This is a genomic window from Microbulbifer maximicatervae (SeqCode) (assembly GCF_052466985.1).
This window is the reverse complement of sequence record NZ_CP174298.1, coordinates 23,718-45,462: the sequence shown is the minus strand read 5'-3', so window position 1 is coordinate 45,462 and position 21,745 is coordinate 23,718. Positions and strand designations below refer to the sequence as shown.

Annotated in this window: 21 protein-coding genes; 9 read left to right on the top strand and 12 right to left on the bottom strand. The window is 46.1% G+C overall.

The genetic code is table 11. The annotated features are described in order from the left end of the window. Positions 1-166 precede the first annotated feature (166 nt). From ACJJI3_RS00200 to ACJJI3_RS00160, 9 genes are all read right to left on the bottom strand, one after another. On the bottom strand, positions 167-1,225 hold the full coding sequence (locus ACJJI3_RS00200; protein WP_444941081.1) for a hypothetical protein: 1,059 nt from the start codon (positions 1,223-1,225) through the stop codon (positions 167-169). 61 nt (positions 1,226-1,286) lie between these two features. After that, entirely contained in the window at positions 1,287-1,826 is a 540-nt protein-coding gene (locus tag ACJJI3_RS00195; RefSeq protein ID WP_444941080.1) for a hypothetical protein, read from the bottom strand. Between the two features lie 44 nt (positions 1,827-1,870). Then, on the bottom strand, positions 1,871-2,344 hold the full coding sequence (locus ACJJI3_RS00190; RefSeq protein WP_444941079.1) for a hypothetical protein: 474 nt from the start codon (positions 2,342-2,344) through the stop codon (positions 1,871-1,873). 133 nt (positions 2,345-2,477) lie between these two features. Next, positions 2,478-3,266, bottom strand: coding sequence for a hypothetical protein (locus ACJJI3_RS00185; protein ID WP_444941078.1), 789 nt, complete (start codon positions 3,264-3,266; stop codon positions 2,478-2,480). Positions 3,267-3,354: 88 nt separating this feature from the next. Continuing rightward, positions 3,355-3,648 carry a hypothetical protein gene (locus ACJJI3_RS00180; RefSeq protein ID WP_444941077.1) on the bottom strand — a complete coding sequence of 98 codons (294 nt, stop codon included), beginning with the start codon at positions 3,646-3,648 and terminating at the stop codon, positions 3,355-3,357. A gap of 161 nt (positions 3,649-3,809) precedes the next feature. After that, positions 3,810-4,592 carry a sulfite exporter TauE/SafE family protein gene (locus tag ACJJI3_RS00175; protein WP_444941076.1) on the bottom strand — a complete coding sequence of 261 codons (783 nt, stop codon included), beginning with the start codon at positions 4,590-4,592 and terminating at the stop codon, positions 3,810-3,812. An 82-nt stretch (positions 4,593-4,674) separates the two neighbouring features. Next, positions 4,675-5,187, bottom strand: a complete 513-nt coding sequence (locus ACJJI3_RS00170; protein ID WP_444941075.1) for a flavin reductase family protein — start codon at positions 5,185-5,187, stop codon at positions 4,675-4,677. A gap of 25 nt (positions 5,188-5,212) precedes the next feature. Further along, positions 5,213-6,241 carry a methionine synthase gene (locus ACJJI3_RS00165; RefSeq protein ID WP_444941074.1) on the bottom strand — a complete coding sequence of 343 codons (1,029 nt, stop codon included), beginning with the start codon at positions 6,239-6,241 and terminating at the stop codon, positions 5,213-5,215. A gap of 28 nt (positions 6,242-6,269) precedes the next feature. Continuing rightward, complete coding sequence (locus tag ACJJI3_RS00160) at positions 6,270-7,247, bottom strand: DUF1852 domain-containing protein (RefSeq protein WP_444941073.1); 978 nt, start codon at positions 7,245-7,247, stop codon at positions 6,270-6,272. 152 nt (positions 7,248-7,399) lie between these two features. Here ACJJI3_RS00160 and ACJJI3_RS00155 point away from each other — a divergent pair, with 152 nt between their 5' ends. Further along, positions 7,400-8,302 carry a LysR family transcriptional regulator gene (locus tag ACJJI3_RS00155; RefSeq protein ID WP_444941072.1) on the top strand — a complete coding sequence of 301 codons (903 nt, stop codon included), beginning with the start codon at positions 7,400-7,402 and terminating at the stop codon, positions 8,300-8,302. Between the two features lie 178 nt (positions 8,303-8,480). Here ACJJI3_RS00155 and ACJJI3_RS00150 read toward each other — a convergent pair whose 3' ends face one another. Further along, on the bottom strand, positions 8,481-9,239 hold the full coding sequence (locus ACJJI3_RS00150) for a substrate-binding periplasmic protein (protein ID WP_444896505.1): 759 nt from the start codon (positions 9,237-9,239) through the stop codon (positions 8,481-8,483). Positions 9,240-9,429: 190 nt separating this feature from the next. Here ACJJI3_RS00150 and ACJJI3_RS00145 point away from each other — a divergent pair, with 190 nt between their 5' ends. The 8 genes from ACJJI3_RS00145 (at position 9,430) to ACJJI3_RS00110 (ending at position 15,841) form a co-directional block, all read left to right on the top strand. After that, positions 9,430-9,852, top strand: coding sequence for a nuclear transport factor 2 family protein (locus ACJJI3_RS00145; protein WP_444914403.1), 423 nt, complete (start codon positions 9,430-9,432; stop codon positions 9,850-9,852). Beyond that, a complete protein-coding gene (locus ACJJI3_RS00140; protein WP_444941071.1) occupies positions 9,849-10,697 on the top strand; it encodes a M90 family metallopeptidase in 849 nt (282 codons plus the stop codon). The genes ACJJI3_RS00145 and ACJJI3_RS00140 overlap by 4 nt, the downstream gene beginning before the upstream one ends. A gap of 102 nt (positions 10,698-10,799) precedes the next feature. Then, on the top strand, positions 10,800-11,528 hold the full coding sequence (locus ACJJI3_RS00135) for a thiaminase II/PqqC family protein (protein WP_444941070.1): 729 nt from the start codon (positions 10,800-10,802) through the stop codon (positions 11,526-11,528). A 141-nt stretch (positions 11,529-11,669) separates the two neighbouring features. Further along, entirely contained in the window at positions 11,670-12,155 is a 486-nt protein-coding gene (locus tag ACJJI3_RS00130) for a DUF6892 domain-containing protein (RefSeq protein WP_444941069.1), read from the top strand. Positions 12,156-12,415: 260 nt separating this feature from the next. Further along, complete coding sequence (locus ACJJI3_RS00125) at positions 12,416-12,745, top strand: YceK/YidQ family lipoprotein (protein ID WP_413662864.1); 330 nt, start codon at positions 12,416-12,418, stop codon at positions 12,743-12,745. Positions 12,746-13,211: 466 nt separating this feature from the next. Beyond that, on the top strand, positions 13,212-14,339 hold the full coding sequence (locus ACJJI3_RS00120; protein WP_444941068.1) for an acetyltransferase domain-containing protein: 1,128 nt from the start codon (positions 13,212-13,214) through the stop codon (positions 14,337-14,339). An 88-nt stretch (positions 14,340-14,427) separates the two neighbouring features. Beyond that, positions 14,428-14,901 carry a hypothetical protein gene (locus ACJJI3_RS00115; RefSeq protein WP_444941067.1) on the top strand — a complete coding sequence of 158 codons (474 nt, stop codon included), beginning with the start codon at positions 14,428-14,430 and terminating at the stop codon, positions 14,899-14,901. A gap of 178 nt (positions 14,902-15,079) precedes the next feature. Further along, entirely contained in the window at positions 15,080-15,841 is a 762-nt protein-coding gene (locus tag ACJJI3_RS00110; RefSeq protein WP_444941066.1) for a hypothetical protein, read from the top strand. 40 nt (positions 15,842-15,881) lie between these two features. On the opposite strand, the gene ACJJI3_RS00105 is transcribed toward ACJJI3_RS00110, so the two are convergent. Together ACJJI3_RS00105 and ACJJI3_RS00100 are read right to left on the bottom strand one after the other, a co-directional pair. Next, positions 15,882-19,889 (bottom strand): translocation/assembly module TamB domain-containing protein, encoded by a 4,008-nt coding sequence (locus tag ACJJI3_RS00105; RefSeq protein ID WP_444941065.1) that lies wholly within the window; start codon positions 19,887-19,889, stop codon positions 15,882-15,884. Continuing rightward, positions 19,889-21,688: an autotransporter assembly complex protein TamA gene (locus tag ACJJI3_RS00100; RefSeq protein WP_444941064.1), complete on the bottom strand. Its 1,800-nt coding sequence runs from the start codon at positions 21,686-21,688 to the stop codon at positions 19,889-19,891. Before ACJJI3_RS00100 ends, ACJJI3_RS00105 begins: the two co-directional genes overlap by 1 nt. Between the last annotated feature and the right edge of the window lie 57 nt (positions 21,689-21,745).

The following is a 21,745-nucleotide window of genomic DNA, read 5'->3' as shown; positions in this document are numbered from 1 at the left end:
CTCCCAAATACCTCTCGACTCTATACGCGACCAGTCAAGAGACTGGCAATTACATGAACAAGGTACTATTGATAAAATTTACTAACTATGGGGAAGAATATGAAGCAACATAAAAACTGAACTATCGAGCCAAGCAAACTCCACTTATCTAAACAGAAGTACCTTATTAAATTTCTTTTTGTACTTTTTTGCAGCGCCAAAGAAAATAATAAGGATCATACTTTAAAGCATTCACCTTCTCTTTATATGAGGAGTATTCTTTACCCAACAAACCAAAACCTGTACTTCCACAAATAGTAGCAAGAGAAGAAGAAATTCCAGACGTGGCAACAGCTGTATATGCAAGCACTACTGTACCCACACTTGCTCCAGCTATACGAAATACATGAGAGTTTATAATAGAATTAAACTTCCGGTTTAATGCATCTACCTTTGGATCAATTATATCTTTCGCAATTAATCTAGGGTCAACGCCATTTCCACATTCTGAGATAGCCTGCTTTATAGACTGCCGAACACCTGAAATCAGATCCCCCTCATCATCAAGAATTTTTTCCAAATCATTAAAACTAACTCCTTCAAGATAGGGGATTGTTATTTCAAACATGGATTGCTGATCAAGATGATCATTTGAATCAAAGCTAATAGGTATTGGTCTTGAGCTTTTTTCGTCAATTATCTCCCACTTCTCCAATGAAGAGAATTGAGATACAGAAAGAGCTTTCCAGTTTTGCCCTCCTTTATCATTTTTTTCATTCTCCAAGTATAGTAATGTACGAGCAGGTTGCATTAACAACCTTCCTCTCTCCATAAATGAGCTAAGCTCATTTAGCATTTTGTCAATTGACTCTCCTAAAGGAAAGATAAAGCTTGGAGTGATACTTAACTTTTCTGGATCTCCCCCCAACTCTTTCAGCAGGTCAGCACTGATCTCAACAGAAGCACCTTTCACCCCAAAATGTTCTTCAAACCATTTTGGCTTCATCATATTAAATACAATTTCATTAGTGCCATTTATAGTCAACAACGACAAATCATTGAACACCAATGAAAATTTTAACAAGCTCTCACAGCCACCAAAATCTTCTGTTTTAATATGCGATCTAAGCAAGTTCGGATTAGCAATTATCGGATAAACATCCCTTACGCTTGATAAATATTCCTTACTATATGCGCGAATGCCCAAGCTAGCCGAATCTGACAACCTGCTAAATATTTTTTTCATCAAACCAACCCTTATAGATCTCAGACCGCAAACATAAGAAAATCAAAAAAGTCCTGAAATTCTACTCCCACTTTTGGTGCCTGTCATACTCCAAAAGCGCCTCCTCATACGAACTCTCATAATAGGCATCCAAATTTTCCGGAACCAAAGTTGGCTCTTTTAAATAAACTTGATCAATGTCGAATTTCTTTAAGCTATCGAAATAGAATTTCACGGAAAGAAATGCAACATCTAACTTAGGGATATACATTGAATCATCTGCATCCAGATGTGCAATAAACGAATCCCTATGCTTCAACATTTTATTTCTATATAAGTCAAATTTCTTTTCACTCAAAGATAAGGAATCATATAAATCAGCCTTAAACTGTGTTTTATTTGGAACAACAAACTGATAGCTGTGTCGATCATTTCTACGACCAAACAAATAACACCAATGCAACACCACCTGATCTACAAAATTTGTATTCGCATTCCTCCAGAAATCATTTCTTGCAACAGCCTTTCCATTACCATCCCATCCAGCCTTGTAGTAAGCATAATTTCTCGTAAAATGTATAGCCGCCAAAGCTGCCCTCCTAAATAACGCCTTTCTACTCATTTTCCCTCCGTGAATTTAAATACCTACCAATTGGAGTACTAAAATTACCACTCCGTATCTGCCATATTTCTAATTTCCTCATATAACTTTCCCCCACCCCCTGAAGATGTTTCAAGTTGAATCTCCCTTTCTTGAAAATTATGATGACCTAGATCACGGCAGTGATTATAAATATCCGACAATATCGACGGATATTTTTTTCTGCATATATATACGCGATCCTGACTGTACTCCGGGAACTGGGAGATAGTTATATCAATAAATTTATCATCCACCTCTAGCCAAACATGAAAATTAATTCCGCTATATTTTTCAAGCTCATTACTACACCAAATTACTTTAGCCTGAATTCCCTTTTCCTTTAGATACATAGCTAGGAAATTACTTGCCAAATCACAAGCTCCAAAAGGAAATGAATTAAGCTCCTCCCAGCGCTCTAACTCATAAAGCCGATAGGACTCAATTTCGGATGCCTTCACTAAAGCATTTCTAAATCTATGAACATACTCTTCAAGCACCCCCACCTCCAAGAATTTTTAAACCTAACATCTACATAGCCCCACAAGAAGCACATACATGGCAATTCATTATTCGACTACTTTTCCCTAAAAACAAAATATAGAAATATGCTACCTACATAACAGCACCCTTTTACTCAGCATAAAAATCTATCATAGCTTTTTCCAGGTCGCCATACTCCACAGAGGAATAAAAATCAGTTGCTAACACAACCCCTTTAAGACGCCTCAACTCACATTTCTGTAAAACTCTTACTGCCATTCTCTTGTCGATCTTAACCCAAACAATGTATCCACCCATATAAAATTTGTAATAGACAATTTCTCGAACTCTCACTTTCTCGGGCGCGATTATGGTTTTCTCTAGTGTTCCACTTTTTGAGGGTAAAAATTTACACAACATAATTGTGTATCTATTATGGATATCAACAGCCCGGTTAAATACGATCTCCTTAAGATCAGACTCCAACATCCCTAGGTCCACCCCCTTAAAAAAGGGCCTAGTACTAATAGACGCTCTCCACAAAACTGAAAGAAAAAATAGCTTTATTTTTGAAAAATCGTACGGCGGCAGCTCCCACCCAAGAAGCTCGCTCCCGCGCCATATAGGACGAAATAAATTAAAGCCGTTGATTAGAATTTTTTTTGCATAATCATCATATTTCTCAAAGACTCCATCACAATCTTTACAAAGAATAGAATTATCATAATCTCCCTTAAAGGATCGCCCGATTCTTTCATTACCAGCATGCAGCACATTTAGGTGATTACCATCAGCACGTAATTCCATATAAAAGAATTTGGGTATAATGTGAGCATCTATTAATTTTTTGTCATAGCCGCAGCCCTTACAAGTCACATGTTCCCCCTTATGCATATTTGTAAAAACTCCACCTTTTTTCAAATCCCAGAAGGTAGCCATCTAGATCACTAGAAAGGATACAAATTTACGCCATCACACCATTCTCTTCTACTAAATCAATATAAGACGCATACCTGGTACCCTGGTCTCACCTGGTGGGAATCGCCATTGCCGTAATAGAACTATGCTCAGCCAGGCGGTTGGCCACTTCAACAATACAACTCGCTACCAAATCAGCGGCATTGTCTGCGACGTTTACGGGCTGACCTGCATCGGTTTGTAGAGTCTTGGTTGTTATATAAACACTGGACATTAGATCACCTGCACCGTCAGTCTGTACGTTGTTCTGGTCATCGATTACGGCGATGGTAAATTTCAGCACGGCTACAGCTTGCGCATCGCTATTGGCGGGCTCGGTACTTTGCGTTACCGTTGCGTGCATAATCGTGCCTGCACTGTGGCCGTCATAGATACTGTAGACAAACTGCTAAGCTTCTAATGAATGCAGGTTACATAGTGAACTTGAGAGAAGAATTGAAGCACCCTCCTTCGCAGCCGGGCCTACAGCGGACTGTAATCGACAGACTGCAATTCATTGATGCCTCAGAGAAGAAAACTCCCACCCACGCAGAGCAACAGCAGGGCAAACAACCGCTTCAGCAATTGCGGAGATAACTTGTGAGCCAGACGCGCCCCAAAACGGGCGAAGAACATGCTGGTGATGGCGATACCGACCATGGCTGGCAGGTAGATAAAACCAAAACTCCACTGCGGCAGTTCAGGTTGCTGCCAACCAATAACCATAAAACTCAGAGCGCCGACAGCAGCAATCGGCAAACCACAGGCTGAGGAAGTTGCCACTGCTTGCTGCATCGGCACGCTGCGCCAAGTCAGAAAGGGAACAGTTAGTGTGCCACCGCCGATGCCAAAGATGGCAGAGGCCCAGCCTGTTACCCCGCCGGCCGCTGTCAGCCCCAGCTTGCCGGGAACAGCGTGACTGGCCTTGGGCTTAAGTTCCAGTGCCATTTGAATGGCAATGGTGATAGCAAATACACCAATAATCTTTTGTAGCATCGGCCCCTGGATAGCTGCCGCAGTAAAGGAGCCGAGACTTGCACCGAGAAGAATACCCAGGCTCATCCAGGCAAAAGTTGGCCATAGCACCGCGCCTTTGCGCTGATGCTCCAAAACCGAGTTAATCGAAGTAAAGACAATAGTCGCTAGCGAAGTACCCACGGCCAGGTGGGTCAGCACAAGCGGATCGACACCCTGGGCAGTAAAACTGAATACCAGCACGGGTACGATGATGATGCCACCACCAACGCCAAACAAGCCGGCCAGCACCCCAGCCACAGCTCCTAGCAGCAGGTAGAGTAGAAATTCCATAAATTCCTCGAACTAATTCATGCGGGTTTCTTCTGGAAGCAGGCGATGGGGCTGCAAGTCCGCAACACGTTGCTCACATGTATTACCCGGCTGGGGACACCGCAGTAAGGTTGCGATATTGGCCTTTGAAATACAGAAGTGGCTGCCTTGCAGCAGCTTTTTGTAGGTTTAACGCCTTCACCTCACCAATCACAATCAGGTGATCTCCGGCGGCGTGTTCAGCATGAATTTCACAATCAAGCCAGTGTAAGCTGCCGGCGATAATGGGATTCCCCAGCGGCGATTCCTGCCATTCGACTTCGCTCCATTTGTCCGCGCCTTGACGAGCAAACTGGTTGGAAATCTTGACCTGATCATCCGACAGGATATTGACCGAAAATCGACCTGCCTGACGAATTTTGGGATAGCTATACGAACTCGACATAACGCTGAACGACACTAATGGCGGGCTCGTCGATACGCTATAAAACGACTGGCAGGTAAAGCCTATCGGCTCACCCTCACGGCGCGATGCGATCACGGTAATACCGGAAGCGTAATGTCCCAGTGCCTCGCGAAAGCGCAACGGTTCTATGGCTGTACTGGAAAGTGACATGGGAGCACCTAAATATTGTAGACAGCTAAACCGAGAGCTCTCTTCGAACAATTTCTGCACCTGCACTTAACGCATTGAGCTTACGGTTCGCAACCTTACGGGATAGAGGCGCCATACCACAGTTCGTACAGGGATAGAGATCCTTAGCATCCACATACTTGAGTGCTTTTCGCAAGGTATCGGCGACTTCCTCCGGTGTTTCAATCGTGTTGCTTGCCACATCAATAGCGCCCACCATCACTTTTTTACCACGAATAAGCTCAAGGAGATCCATTGGAACATGGGAGTTGTGGCATTCGAGCGAAATTAGATCAATATTGGATTTTTGCAGTTTTGGAAACGCTTCTTCATATTGTCTCCACTCTGAACCCAGAGTTTTCTTCCAGTCTGTATTGGCTTTGATACCGTAGCCATAGCAAATATGTACGGCAGTTTGGCATTTCAGCCCCTCGATGGCTTTTTCTAAAGTGGCAATCCCCCAGTCATTCACCTCATCAAAAAACACATTAAATGCGGGCTCATCAAATTGAATAATATCAACACCCGCAGCCTCTAGCTCACGCGCTTCCTGATTGAGAATTTTGGCAAATTCCCAGGCGAGCTTTTCGCGGCTTTTGTAGTGGCTATCGTAGAGAGTATCAATCATTGTCATGGGGCCAGGTAATGCCCACTTGATAGCTTGACTGGTTTGCTTGCGTAAAAACTTAGCATCTTGAACAAATACTGGTTGTTGCCTAGATACTTCGCCAACAACTGTCGGCACGCTCGCTTCATAGCGATTGCGGATTTTAACAGTTTCCCGCTTCTCGAAGTCAACGCCGTTGAGGTGCTCAATAAATGTAGTCACAAAATGTTGGCGGGTCTGCTCTCCGTCACTAACGATATCGATACCGGCTTGTTGTTGCTCTTGTAATGTCAGGCGCAAGGCATCCTGCTTACCCTCTTGTAATTGATCGCCCTGTAATTTCCAGGGAGACCAAAGTTTTTCGGACTCTGCGAGCCAGGATGGTTTAGGCAAGCTTCCAGCGCTTGAAGTTGGCAATAGGCGATTCATGAAAAATAATCTTATCTATATTTGTTAATTAAAGCGCGTAATTAGCGGCCCACTGATCAAGGATACTTTTGTATGGCTTGATAAATTGTTCTTCAGTAAACTTCCCTTGCTTTATAGCCAGCTGGCTACGCTCTTCCCGGTCATAAACTATTTTAGTCAGTGAATAATCCTGGTGCTTCAAGCTGGGCTGATAGCAGGTCCCCGCTACAGAGTTTGCATTATATATTTCAGGTCGATATATCTTTTGAAAGGTCTCCATCGTGCTGATAGTGCCTATAAGCTCAAGATTCGTATAATCACCAAGCAAATCACCTTGGAAGTAAAAGGCCAAAGGGGCAACACTATCCGGCGGCATAAAATAGCGAACCTGCAAACCCATTTTCTCGAAATACTCATCAGTTAAAGAGTATTCGTCCTGCCGATACTCAACACCCAGCACGGGGTGCTGATTTTCAGTTCGATGATAAGTCTTACTGCTCGATACACTCAGACAAATAACAGGGGGCTTGCTGAAGTTATCCTTGTAGGCACTTGAATTCAGGAACGATTGAAAAATTTTCCCGTGAAGATCACCATAGCCCTCAGGAAGGCTAAACTTGTCTTGCTTCTTGTTATGCTCCAACAACAACACGCTAAAATCATAATCCCGCACATATGAAGAAAAGTTGTTTCCTACTATGCCCTCAATCCGTTGATTGTTTTTATGATCAACAATATTCGTCTTCAATACTTCAATGGTAGGAAAGGCTTCTCCGTTGCCTTCAATATCAATATCAACGGAAATAATATCCAGCTCTACAGAGTAACGATCTGCACTAGGGTTGTCCCAATGCGACAAGGCATTGAAACGACGATCAATCATTCTCAAGGTGTTGAGCAAGTTATCCCGACGGCTCTCCCCTCTCGCCAAGTTCGCAAAATTGGTGGTGATCCGCGTGCTATCCGCTGGACGATAGTTTTCATCAAAACGTAAGCTCTTGATGGTGAATGCAAACTCTTTATTCATTGCGGCCTGGTATCCTGATTCCTAAGGCAAAAACTGAGTTCTTTGCTTGGTGATTGACATTGCCAGGCAGGATAAGCCTCTTTATAAATGAACAAAAATGGTATATTTTCAACTATCCATTAATTTTACTCATGGTTTGCTCGGGTACAGCTATGCTAGAGCGCACGCACTTAACAATAATCCAGGCCGTAGACCATCACGGTTCGCTAACCGCTGCAGCCAAGCACCTCTGCCTAACCCAGTCGGCGCTGAGTCACACGGTACGCAAGCTGGAACAGAACCTCGGGGCCCCCATCTGGTTGCGTGAGGGCCGTAGCTTGCGCTTGACCCAGACCGGTGAGTATCTGCTTGGATTGGCCAATCGAGTCCTGCCACAACTGGAACACGCTGAGAGCAAGCTAAAGCAAATGGCCCAGGGTGAGCGCGGTACCCTGCGTATCGGTATGGAATGCCATCCCTGCTATCAGTGGTTACTGAAAGTAGTGTCGCCATTTCTGGAAGATTGGCCGGACGTGGATGTGGATGTTAAGCAGAAATTTCAGTTTGGAGGTCTCGGCGCTTTACTGGGTTACGAGATCGACCTGCTAGTTACCCCTGACCCTTTCTATAAAGCCGGACTGCGCTTCGATCCCGTATTTGACTACGAGCAGGTGCTGGTAGTCCCTCGAGATCACCCGATGGCAAAGCGAAAGTACCTGACAGCAGAAGACCTACGGGATCAGGTGTTATTAACTTACCCCGTGCCGCCGGACCGCCTGGATATCTATACCCAGTTTCTCAACCCTGCGGGCGTGGTGCCACTGCGCCACAAGACCAGTGAAACTACCGATATCATGCTACAGATGGTGGCAAGCGGCCGCGGGGTCGCGGCCCTGCCGCGCTGGCTTGCAGAGGAGTACTCTACCAAGCTGGCACTATCGGTGGTGCGCCTCGGGCGACAAGGTATTGCCAAACAGATTTTCTTAGGAACTCGCGAAGACGACAGCGAAGTTGAATACCTGAGCGCTTTTATCAAACTGGCCAGAGGTTATGAGCACTCAGAAACTGGGACCTAAGACCGATAAGATTTATCGATAACCCCGCAGAATTCATTAAGCAGCAAGTTTCTATTTGCCGACAACGAACTAGATGCAGTAGGTCCGAACCCGCCCCACCACACCAATCAAGAAAGGCCTAAATCACAAGATCCAGGTCCCTTCTTTCTCGATTAATTGTTCCGCAATTTCAGGCTTTCTACTTACAAATATCCTGCTTTTGCACCACATCGTATTTCTGCAATAGGGCTTTGTAGCGGCCACTGCTGCACAGCTCTGCCAGCCCGCGATTAAAGTCATCTCGCACTTTTTCATCGCGGAAACCGACTCGAAAGTCTGTCATCATCGGGAATATCTGGAATAGGTCAACCTGAGCCATGGTATGACCCATTTTATTGCTGTAGTACTTAAATAGCTCCATATCCACCACGGCGACCGCATCTGGCATTTTCCAGAATTGGGCAACCAAGTCACGAGCTGTTGGCGCCTGCATAACATTCTGTTTCTGGGTGCCATTAGGCCCAAACATTTTTTCAAATTCGGGCCCAAGATCCATGGGAGCTCCCTGCCAAGTGATCACTTTCTTACCCGCGAGATCTGCAATACTGCCAATCTTCATTTCTGCGCTGGCTTTAGCAATGGCGTAATTGGCAAAGCTGATCATATTGTTCGAGTAAAATAGGCCATCATTCTTCTTGAGTACATTCACCGCTGCCTGAACCATACCCTGCTCAAGTGCCGGGGCCGTCTCCGCAAACCCCATCTGTACGAACTCCAACTTATAGCCAGGGAGAGCTTGCCGAACGATATCTATTTCCAAACCACTGGTCGCACCGTCAATCACATAGGGTGGTGCATCCCCGGCGATCGCCACTTTTAACGGAGTTTCACCGGACTGGGCCAGCACCTGGGTACAGACTCCAAACATCAAGATAAGAAGGGCCAATAGCGAACGCATAAGCTTCTCCACAGTGACAGGAAAATCACCCAGACGCTCTAAGTGTTGGCAGACATCCCCCATTTATCAAGCTTCGCTTCCGGATAACTCTATCCATCCGAAACCTTAACCTTGAATTCGGCAGTAAACTCCCCATTCTAAAATCAGGCAAATAGTAATTTGTCGCAACTGGGGCATACCGGGTAAAACAGTGATACATGAGATTACCGATATTCTGATTGAGAATGAAACAAAGCTGCATCAGTTCGAGATACGCAAAGACCCTGAAGTCATTAGCAAGCTGCTAAGCCCTGATTTTATAGAGGTAGGGAAATCCGGGCGGACCTTTGATTTCAAGGCAATAGTGCGATCAATGCAACAGGAGGAAAATACGGGCTGGGAAATTCACAGCCAAAACTATGAATGCATTCCTCTCTCTGACACAGTCATTATGCTGTTGTATAAATCTGCACGGCGAGGCCAGCAAGGGGAGTACAAGGGGTTTTGTAAGCGATCATCTATTTGGGTTAGAAGTAAAGGGCAGTGGCAAATGAAATTTCACCAGGGGACTCCCTGCCAAGAATTTAAGCTGGAAGATAATATCTCACGCAAACAACCGGTGTTTAAGCTGTGAGTGCTTTTATCGCAATTATCCTGCTGGCCCTGGCGATATGGCTGGTTCCCCACTTCTACCGACAGTGGCGCATTTTTTACCTCCGCTCACAACCCTTAACACGGGAACAGCTACAACTCATTAGGGAAAATCTTCCTCTCTATCACTACCTTAACTCCAATCAACAGCAAGAGTTATGCAGTAATATCGCCCTATTTCTCCACGGCAAAGAGTTTGTCGGTTGCGAGGGGCTTCAGGTCAATGAACGCATGAAGGTGGCCATCGCTGCCCATGCCTGCCTACTCCTATTGGGCCGCAAGAATGAATGCTACCCCAACCTTTACAGCCTGTTGCTCTACCCAGACACCTATGTCGCTCACGAAACACGTCGGGAAGGCTATATAGAAACAGCCAGGCACAGTGCCCGTGAAGGGGAGGCACATTATCGTGGACCCGTAGTCCTCTCCTGGGGTGACCTGGAGAAAGATTTACAGTCGCCTGAACGGGGCCACAACGTCGCCCTGCACGAGTTCGCCCACAAAGTCGATGAAGAGGATGGTTACTTTGATGGCCGCCCTCTATTTGAAAGCAGTGATGAAGGGGCCACCTGGGCTGAGGTTATGAGCCGGGAATTCCACCGTTTGAGACAAAGAGCTGAATTCGGTGAGTTTCCTGGTGATACACCCTCTGTGCTCGATTTATACGGCGCCCAGTCTCCCGCTGAGTTCTTTGCTGTAGCAACAGAAAGTTTCTATACGATCCCAACGGCTATGCACGCCTTACACCCGGAGCTCTATAAGGAGTTAAGTCATTTCTATCGAATTGATCCCGCCGAATTAATACGCAGAAAAAGTACTGTGGCCTGACAAATACGCTACCAGTCCAGTTTCTGTCTTCCTGCTATGCTTATTTCGTGCACCAGCGGAGTTGGAATAGTGGCCAATACGCATTGTTTAAGATTCGCTCTTGTGGGACTGGTTGTTCTTTTGGCCATCACTCAACCGGCCACAGCAGATATCGCCACAAACCAACAGGATGCAAAGGCTCTGATAGAGCGCCTTGAAAAGCTGTATCTCAAGGGCCCTACTCCTGTCTTTGTTCTACAGCTGGAAAAAAATACTCTACCGGACGCTAAGTTACAGGCTTTCGCAATGGAGCAACGCCTTATTAACTTATCGGACTTGAGAAGTAATGCACTATCTCTGCATCGTTTTGGTGGCTTACCGGGACATAGTACCAGAGCATTTTTTACTCGAATTACGACAGCAGAAATTCAAGCTAATACCCTGTTACCTAACCTAATTCAAGCATTGGGCATCTCACCCGAGCAGATCGCCCAATACCAACCACTCGCAGGTGCCCAAGCCTATCCAGCCTATACTACCTGGCTAGCCAACTACGCTACACCCGCCGAAATTGCCGCTGCCCTGTTAATCAACTTTCAGAGTTTTGGCAAAAATGCTGAGCGCGTTGCAAAAGCTCTCAAACAAAATAAACGCTTTACCAATGAACAGCTCAGTTTCTTAATGACTTTTAGCCAACTTCCAGAAGGGTTCAGGGAACAGGCTATCGATATAATTGCAAGAGGACTAGCTTCAGGTGTTCGAGAAAATGATATTGCCATTCGCGTGCGGTTAATCCAAGCCTATGAGCGGGAGTTTTGGCGGGCATTTGAAACAAGCAACATTCGCAATTAGTACGATAACTCAAATTCTCTAACTTATCGGCATTACTTAACCGCCAAAGATATACCTAAAATTCTTGATTGACCTAGTAAAAACTACTTTTATTCTCTCAAGCCGAAAGAACTTTCCCTATTACGAAATATATTGTAGACAATGAAAAAAATGGATCTCACAATACTTATATGGAAAGTAAAGGTAGACTTAAAAATGAGTGAATATGCGGAATTCAAGGATGAAAACTTCAGATTATTAGTCCTGGATAAGTTAATGTACCATTATAAGGTAATACAGTCTGAATTCGATATTTTTCAGTTTGCCGATAGTTACACCAAAAGAAATATAGATATAGAAGAAGAAGGGTACGAGCCTATCCCGGAAGCTCTCGACCACTTCCGGTCCATTCCAATTAAGAAAGAATGGCTAAACGATATAACTGACCTTCATCAGGATGGGGGTGGCCATATCTGGTTACAAATCATTCCCTTTTGGTGTGGAACTACTGACGACTTTGATATCCATTCCACCGAAGACACAAACCTCCTACCAAACCTGAAAAAGCTCATACTTTTCTACAATGAAGAAAATCCAGAAATTTTAGAAGATTTCAAAAGAAAAGGCATAGAGGCCAAATGGGTATAACTCTAAAAAATTACTATCAGGCAAAAAATATTTAAATTCTAACCAATATCGTATATCAGTCCGCCCTTTACTTGAAACTAATGTTCTGAGTTTGAGATACCGCTAAGCAGCGACAAAGTAAACCTTAGATGTGAAAATTTTGACTTTCTTCCCTTCCAATTGAGTACAGATAATACTTATAGTACACACAAAATCTGGAACCAATTTAGAAAACACTACTCTATAGCCCCGCAAAAGATCACATCAGCAAGGATTAGTTTGTGAAACGTATTATTTCTTTAGTATCAGCCTCTCTAGTTTGTGTATCATGTGCCACAGTGAAGACAGTTAACCCTAAGAATAATCAGGTAGATATCACTCATAGAGGCCACAAAAGCTATTGCGAAAGTATTCCAAGAGTTTATAGCGGAACCTCTTACTCCTTTTGCTTGCTAAATAGCGAACCCAGTCAGACTGTAAATACTGGATCAACTATCAACCGTGTTCCACTGGTAGCTATAGATGCTGTTTTTTCTGTAGCCGCTGATACCGTTGTTTTGCCGTATACCGTAGTGACTCAGGCGAAGCACGGTAATATCGAAGTAAACTGATATGCTCCACCTGTAGCTTAATAATTTTGAAGCAGTTATTGATAAAACCCCTCTTTTAACCACAGGAAAATATATTCACTGGGAACAGGCCGCGATCACTGATTTTGTCTTACTTTCAAATCCATAATCCGGCCTCTAACTGCCCCTAGGCTAAAAGCAAAACCAAACAAATTAAATAATATTGATTATTAGGTAGGCAAAATTTCTTGGCCTTGCCAGAACCAAAAATTCCTACACTATCGTCCCTCCACCTACATATCACACAATTAAAAAGCAATTGGTTGCCTGAAGAATATATGTACAATATGAAAGGCAGACAGCTCCCACCTGCCTCCAAACAACAACAAACAAAGACCAAGAGACATCATTTATAGCTCTCTTTAACTCTCTTATGTTCCAACCTCAAGGTAACAAGAACCCTTAGAGAGAAAACGCTATAAAACCCACTAACTTTGGAGATAACAAATTGCGATATCCAGCAATAGACATCACTAGAGGTATATTAGTAATTATTATGGCCCTCGATCATACTCGAGATTATTGGACTTCGACCCAGTTTGACCCATTGGACCTATCCCAATCGTCCATCGCTTTGTTTTTAACTCGTTGGATCACGCATATATGTGCCCCTGGATTTATATTTCTTACAGGATTGAGTGCCTACTTTCACGGTAAAAAACTTAACTCCAAGCCGGAGTTGGCAAAATTCTTAATGCTTCGAGGGTTAGTACTAGTTATCCTCGAACTAACCTTGGTAAACCTCTCTTGGCAGTTTGCTTATAATTACGCTTTTGTACAGGTAATCTGGGCCCTGGGCATATCCATGATCATACTGGCGGGCTTAATCTATTTTCCAATGATTTGGACCACCATCGTTTGCCTGGCCGTAATATCCTTACATGGATACCTGAATGATGACTTCATGCGCCAGCTATTAGGTGGCTATGAATGGCTTTGGATTCTTGCGCATGTACGCACTAGTTTTAGACTTTTCGAGTTCAACACCGGGATTTTTGCTGCTTACAATATTATTCCCCTCTTTGCTCTTATGTACCTTGGCTATGTATTTGGGCCTCTTTACGAGATGGCAAACAAGCAACGAGTGCGTCTACTAATAACAACAGCAACTGCGCTATCGATTATATTTATTGCAGTTAGACTAATAGGCTTTGGCGACCCCAATGATTGGAATTCACAGCAGGGGCTTCTGGGCTTTATCAACACCGCTAAATACCCAATGTCGTTCAGCTATATCCTTATGACAATGAGTATAGTTTTCTTGATCATGGCTATCGTTGAAAATCGGCAAAACCGAATACTGGATGTATTGCTCCTCTTTGGGCAGGCCTCATTGTTCTTCTATTTACTCCATGTCCCAGTGATCAATCTGTCCGCACATCTATGGAGCTACTTAGAGTTTGGAGTAGCAACCAATTTCTTCAATGGCTCCAAAGTATGGCCTGAGGGCTACACACCTAACTTACTGAGAACCTATGCTTACTGGATTGCTCTGATTGCGATACTTTACTATCCCTGCAAGAAATATCTTCAAAAGAAAAAAGAAAGTAGATCGGTGATATACTCCTACGTATAACTCTCGGCACAACTTTATTTCGTATATTAAAAATTCTGTTCTGGGGTGAGCAAAGCCCCAGAGTTGCCTCCCAATCAGGACGATATAGATGTTGCAAAAAATAGACCATTGGATTGATCAAACACTGATAGACTTCAAGGAAGAGAGACAATCTTGCGCAAGGTTCACAGAGAAGTTTTCAGGGTATTATACGGAAGAATTTCTTAGCAAAAGCTACTTTGTAGTGGTTGATAATATTCCAAAACCGAGGTTTCCCGAGCTCTACCAGGCTGGTCTGGGTGACTTTGTCGACATGGAAGTAGCCGGTATCACTTACAAAGATACCTACTTTGTCAAAACACCTTTTGCTGCGGACATTTCCCTCCATTTCCATGAGTTAGTCCATGTCCACCAATGGTCTCTCTTGGGAGCAGAGTCATTTATCAAACGTTATATCAGTGAAATTCAGACCTACGGCTACAACGGTGCACCTCTGGAAAAAATGGCCTACAGCCTGCAAGATAGATTTAAGGACAACTGCGCTCCAACAGACGTTTTAAGTTACGTTCAGAATCATTTGTAAGCACTCAATGATCATTGGACTTCATCTATAAAAAGGTTACCTTCTGGATAAGTGAAAGTGACCTTTGTGCTACCAGCCAAAATTTATCTTATTGACAGGCTAAACATTTCTACTAAAGCCTGATCATCAAGACACAAACTATAATTTATTGAGTTTTATAGTTTGCAAGCTCCACACCATGCTACAAGCAACCCGACTCGTCCTGATCTTTGCTGCCCTATCCACCTTAAATCTGGCATCAGCAACAACATGTAAGCCCATATTCAATCATCAAGATGACAAAGTGGCCAAGAACAATCGCTGCACTAAAATCAGCTTTCAACCAAGCAATACGGAAGGATCCGGCGTTATTATTATGGATGGCGATACCAAAGGCTCCTGCGCTTATACATCTGCGGTTCAGTGCGGGAATACCGAGATTAGAATGAAAGATATTTCTGCAATTGACTTTAAGGTTGACGTGCCCCCACGTAAATGTGGTGCTAAAGAGTGGATTGCCGTTTATATGTTTCCCTGGTGTGGACAACCCGGTGGATGTTGGGCCGGGGGGCAGCGGGAAGTCGATTTTGTAGAAACAACAGGCTCCAATGGTCCGGGAGGTTTCGCTTCCAATTGGGGAGGGCTTCCCAAACAGGCGGCGTGGACAAGCCAAACAGGTCCCCTACAGGTGAAGAGTGGTGCCCAACAGCATATAACTTTTACATCCAGGAAAATCATATCGGGTGAAGCTAGTGGAACCTATCAATGGGATATAAGAGTGTGTGGAGCATCTGCGTCTAAGTGCGATGATTCAAATCAGGTTTGGCATGCCTACCGGGAAAAGGGGCCTGCAATTTTTGATGAATCCATGATGATCGTGATCGACAACTGGGGCGTCAACAATCCACCCCAGCCAGGTTGCACGTTAAAAATAACGGATATGCTAATCACCAAATATTAGCGATGCTTCTTACAACGATAGGGGGTTAGTGGCGAAAACCCTAATAATCTTTTTTCCACTGTAACTCTACACTACCGGAACCACTGTCACCGTCATCGGCACTTTTGAACTCCAGGTTGAGGTTATCCCTAAGTTCTATTTGCATCTCCGCCTGCCAGGGACTGAGAGGATCGGTACTTCTCTGTAATTCCACATAAATTCGATTGGTAATATATTTGCCCAAGCTCAATGCGTATTCATCACCTTCATCTCCCTCCTCCTGCTCAATATTGAGTGTATCCAGATGCAACAGCTCACGTGTCTTAGCGATAGGGTCCAATACCGCTCGACCCGACTGCAAACTGCGAACAACACTAACCAAACGAACAGCCTGTAAAGGTGAAATATCTGATAATGACTTCCCAAAAAGCAACTGCGCCAGTATCTCATCCTGAGAGGCCGAGGGGTCAGAGGTAAATGTAATATCCAAGTCCGCAGCAGTACCTGATATCTGCGCGGTTATTTCTCCATCGCTATATTCATAGGCACCTTCAACCAGGATAGCGACCTCATTATTCTCGAAGCGAATTTCTCCATCTTCCAGATCAAATTTCTTACCGAATAAATCAAAGCTGCCGCGAACAATTGTTAATTCGCCGGAGGCTTTTGGCTTATCTGCAGTGCCTCGAATATCCACCACGCCGCGCAATTGAGAATTTAAGCCAAGTCCGCGCACATAGGATTGCTGGTCCAAAACAATCTCTACATCCAATCCAATTTTGCTAAACAAGGGAGATGATCGCTGCACCTGTGGGCCATCGACCTGAACTTCCACCACCTGGATTTCTGGAACACTGCTGCCGATCCATTGCTCAATCTGTACAGCCAGCGGCTTCAAAGTGAATCGCCCGGTAATTTCTGCATCCTGGGTTGAGCCCGACAAACGGGCATCGCCGGATATTGCACCGCGTACTCCCGGTGAGTTAAGCAAGTGGGCCCGACTGAGGCTTAATACGATATCAAAACTGGGCGAGCTATCCGGAGGTAAAAAGACCGCCCCTCCCAGGTTTATCCGCCCACCATCACCATCGGTAGCACTTCCTCGCACAATCCGCCACTCCTCAGGAGACAGCTGCGCGTAGAAATTAATATCCGCAATGCGAGTATGGCTCGGTCGGTGCTCATAGCGACCATTACTCAATTCGATATCACCGGTTAATAGAGGACGCTGCCAATTTCCGGTACCGTCAACATTGAAACTGAGCAAACCGCGCATACGGTGGACACGGGGATCAATATATTCCGCAATCACTGACAAATCGGCCGTACCGCGCCCCTGCAATTGAAAGGGCACATTTCGCAGGCCACCAGTTTGATTATTCTCAGCAAATAGTTGCTCGAAGATCGGTGCAATCAATACACTTACTTGGCTATTTACTGCGTTGCTACCGCCGTGTTGGGCAATCAGGGATGCATCCAGCTCTCCATTCTCTGTCTGCCAATCCAATACTATCGAAAGCGGTTGAACCTGGATTCCGCGCTGCCCTCGCCCCAGGGCTTCTCCGGTAGCTCGCAACTCCCCTTGGAATTCAGGCTGCTTGGGGCTTCCACCAATACTGGCATAAAGGCTGACATCACCATTACCCGCCCTACCGCTAGAAAAACTATTCGCCAAATCCGATAGATCACCCTGGCCGCGCAGCTCTAAATCCAGTCGCTCTGCATTCAAGCTACCCAGTATCGATAATTGGTTGCGACCCGCCCATAGCAGCTCGATACCATCAGTTACCAGGCTCCTGTCTGCATAGTCCAAAGTACCCTGTACATGCCAGGGCTCCAGATGAAATTCTCCCTGGGCGATCAGGTTGGCTTTAATCTGCGGGTCTGAAATAGCCCCATCAACCCTGCCATCCAAGCTCAACTCCCCTTCAAGGGAGTTAGGGAGAGAGAGACCGACAATATCTACCAGGAACAGCGGTAGATTGCGCGCGCCCATATCAATTTGTAATCGGTCTTGCCGAGGTTCGATAGAACCATCGGCCTGCAGCAATGCCACCCCCACCCGACCCAGCTGCTGGGCATCTTCAGCGAGGGCTGTCAGGCGGCTTTGGCTCTGTAGGGGCTCCGGCTCCCCTTTATCAAAACCTGAGGCAATCACGGGGGACTGAGGGCCTCTGCTTGAGGATGAACCAAACTGGTTGCCATTGCCGTTGGTAAATAACTCCAATCGCAGGTCACTGACCTCTATCAGGTCCATATCGCCACTGGCTTCCCCTTTTAAGTTAAAGGGGTAATCCTGCGCGACGCCATTGGAATCCAGTAAAATACTTACCTGGGGATTACTCCACTCCCCCTGGACCGTTACTTCGGAAGATCCCCCTAGGCTTACCCCCTCTGCTGCGGCAACTCCAAGGTCATCGCGCAAACTGATATTTTTGCCGTCGATCTGCCCGTGTAAATCCAGCTGCTTCTGTTCAATATCAAGCTGACCGATCACTTCCAGATTTAGCTTCTCACCGGTAAACACCAATTCATCAATGGTCAGCGCGTGCAGGTTTCCACTTATCGCCGCCGACAACTCACCCTGTAAGTCGTGGTAAACACTCACTGCACTCAGGGACAAATTGAGGTTTGGGTTTTTCCATGAGCCGATGGCCTCCACACGCAACTGGTGCAAGGTGCCGGATAAAGCAGTGGGGATATCTACCCTATCAGCCCGGGGTAGCGAAGCTGCAAGCCGGCGAATTTCTTCAACTCCCAACTCATCAATCTCTCCCACCAAATCCAGTGCTTTCAAATTCATATCTACACTACCGAGCACTTCGATCCGTGCACCGGCAAAGTGTAAAGACAAGGCTTGCAAGTCAATCACACCTGCCTGGGTATCGACCCGGCCTTCCAATTGCAGGGGCTGCTGCCGATAGCTGCTTTCCACTTGTAAGCTGCCATTAATATTCGGCTGTTTCAGGGAGCCCTGCACTGAAAAATCTGCGCTGAGCCAACCACTGTCCAGGATATCCTGCCAAGGGCGGGAAAGCGTTAGCGGGATTTGATTGAGATTAACTGTCCCATTGACACCGTCCGCGCTGATACTGCCTTTAATCGTACTGCGCCGCTCATCCACTCGCAGCCAAATCCCCGTTGAAGATAAGCGCCAGGGGTTAATATCGGCTTCGATACTCCCTGTCAGATCCAGCTGATGTTCTGCTAGAGGAGCTGCGATCGAATTAATATCCAGCAGCAGTTTTTCACCCTGCTTACGCAGGGATAATTCGCCGCGAGCATCCAATACCTGATTTTCCGGCAGATGCAGCTGTCGGCTGACAAACCCCTGGCCCACCTCACTGGTAGAGAAATCGATTACAAAGCGCTCGCCCTGCATCCGGCCATTTACAGTGAGATTAAACTCGGAACCATTCAGCTCACTCACTTCGATAAATAGCTGCGCCGGTTTATCCTGCCAGCGGTATTGGGCGTCAGCCTGAATAGCAACAGGGGGAATCCCCGTCAACCGGCTGTCCACCAATTGCAGGCGAGCTATATCCAGCTGCGCCAAACGAAACCCAGGAACTAGCAACTCCCAAGTAGTCGATGGCTGCTCCTCACTGACAACTTCAACCTCCTCTTCGCCGGAATCTGCCAGCGCAGAGAGAAGTTCATTGAGGATATTCAGGTTGAGCAGTAAATCTTTGGCCCCCACTCGCTCGATATCGATGGGATTTCGGGACAAGCTGTTGAGATTAACTTCCAGGTCCTGGGCTTCGGCAAGCGTATTAGCTCGATAGTCAATTCTCAGTCGCTCGAAAAACCAAAATCCTAATTTTTCACTGCGAATTCCCTCTGCCTCAATTTCGAGGTCGTCCACCAGTTGCTCGGCAGCGTAAAAAGCCCCACGAGTAAGGCCGACGCGCCCCGGTTCCGTGCTGAGGAAATAGATAGCGGACATCAGGAGGAACAGACAAATGCCTGTTACCAGGGAACCCCCAGCACCCAGAGAGCGCCAGAGCCCACGCAGGAAAGCACCCACCCAGTGGGCAACGCCCAGCGCAAACAGGCCCAACCAGCGCATCAGAATGCCTGCCCCAAGCTCACATACACCTGATAGCGATCATCGATGCCCTCACGGCGATCGAGAGGAAAGGCGATGTCCATGCGGATGGGGGCAAAGGAGGTGATATAGCGCACGCCAAAACCCGTTCCCCAAAACAGGTCAGAAAACTTGGGCGCTGCGTCCTCATAGGCATTGCCGCCATCGAGAAAAATCACACCTCCCCAGGTATCCGTAAAACGAAAACGGCCCTCAAAAGAAATCTCGCTAAGTCCCCGACCACCGATAGCATCGGAGAGGGTTTCCTCACCCTCATCATTAATCTCAATAAGTCGCGGACCCAACTCCTGGTAACCATAACCCCGCACGGAGCCACCGCCACCGGCATAAAAGCGCTCATCCGCAGGCAGCTCAAGATTCGACTCTCCTGTAATTGCCCCGGCTTTCAACCTTATTGCCAAGGTGGGCTTATAACGCCAGTCATCGGCTGTTTTATACGCAGTGAGCTGTAGGGTATTTTTAATAAAGGTGGTGTTGGTATTTCTAAGATCGATATAGGGTTTTACTTCCAACGCAGAAGTGGCGCCACGGCGGGCATCCAGGGGTTTGTCTGTCGTGTTTAATTTAAAGCCCAAGGGGAAAGCTAACAGCGTGTAGTTTTCATCGGGATCATCTGCTTCAACTGCCCCTTCCACCTTCTCGTCCACTTCACTGAATTTCAGCTCAGCGCCACCACTCAGCGTGCGATGCTTACTGATCTTTCTCGATACCAGTGCACTGAATGTCAGGGACTCTGAACGGTAGGAATCAACATCCTCTCCTTCCAAAGCAATACTGGCGGTCAAGCGTTGCTTGTCATGGAAGAAACGGGGAATAGTGAGCTTGCCTTCCAGGGTTTGCTTTACCTCGTTCAGCTTACTTTCGACTTCAATTTTTTCCCCACGATGGAAAACATTGCGATGTTCCCAGGCTGCTGAAATACCGGCTCCCTCATCAGAGGTGTACCCCACCCCCAAGGTTATGGTGCGGTGATTGCGTTCCTGAATAACAAAAGTAACATCCACCAACCCATCGTAGGGTTCAGAAACTTCAGTATTTACATTGGCAATTAAGTTGGTGCGCAGCAGGCGCAACTGCGCAGCATCCAGTTTACTGCGGCTGAAGCAATCTCCGGATTTAATCTTGACCTTATCCAACAGGTAGTCCTCTTCAATAGAGGTGACTCCTTCAATGCGGACTTGGCCAATATGGACTTCGGGACTGGGGGCCACCCGATATTCCAGTCTCGCAGCAGCTTCCCGGTGAATCACCGTTGCCTGGTAGCTGACATCCACATTCAGCAGACAGGCATTTTCATTGAGGTACTTGGTAATTTTTTTTACGCCCTCAAGTACCTTGCTGGCAATCAGGGGATCTCCAACATGGATAGGCAAACCACTAAAGCCTGCCCGCAAACCGGCCGGCATAATAATATCCAGGCTCTTGATATGGTACTGGGGGCCGGGAGTGACACTATAGAAAATTTGGTTGCCAGAAACAGACTCATACACAGTGGCATCATAATATCCCTGCGCACGCAGTAATTTTTCCAGGTTACCCCGCTCATAGTGCGCAATATCCGCCGGATCATCGTAGTTTTCCAGCGCACTACTGTTCTTGCGCAACTCGTTGAGCTCGGAGGTCAATTTTTCCTGCAGCTGGGGATCGCCCTGCACCAGCAGGGTAAAACCCGGCAAGCGATCAAAAAATGGGATGGCTGCTGCCAGCTGCATTGGCAGCGCTAGAAGGGCAACAAGTAGGGAGACAAAGAGAATTCGCAAGATCTTTATCCAATGTCAGTAGCGGCTACTCCGCAAAAAATCCGGGTATCCGTTCCC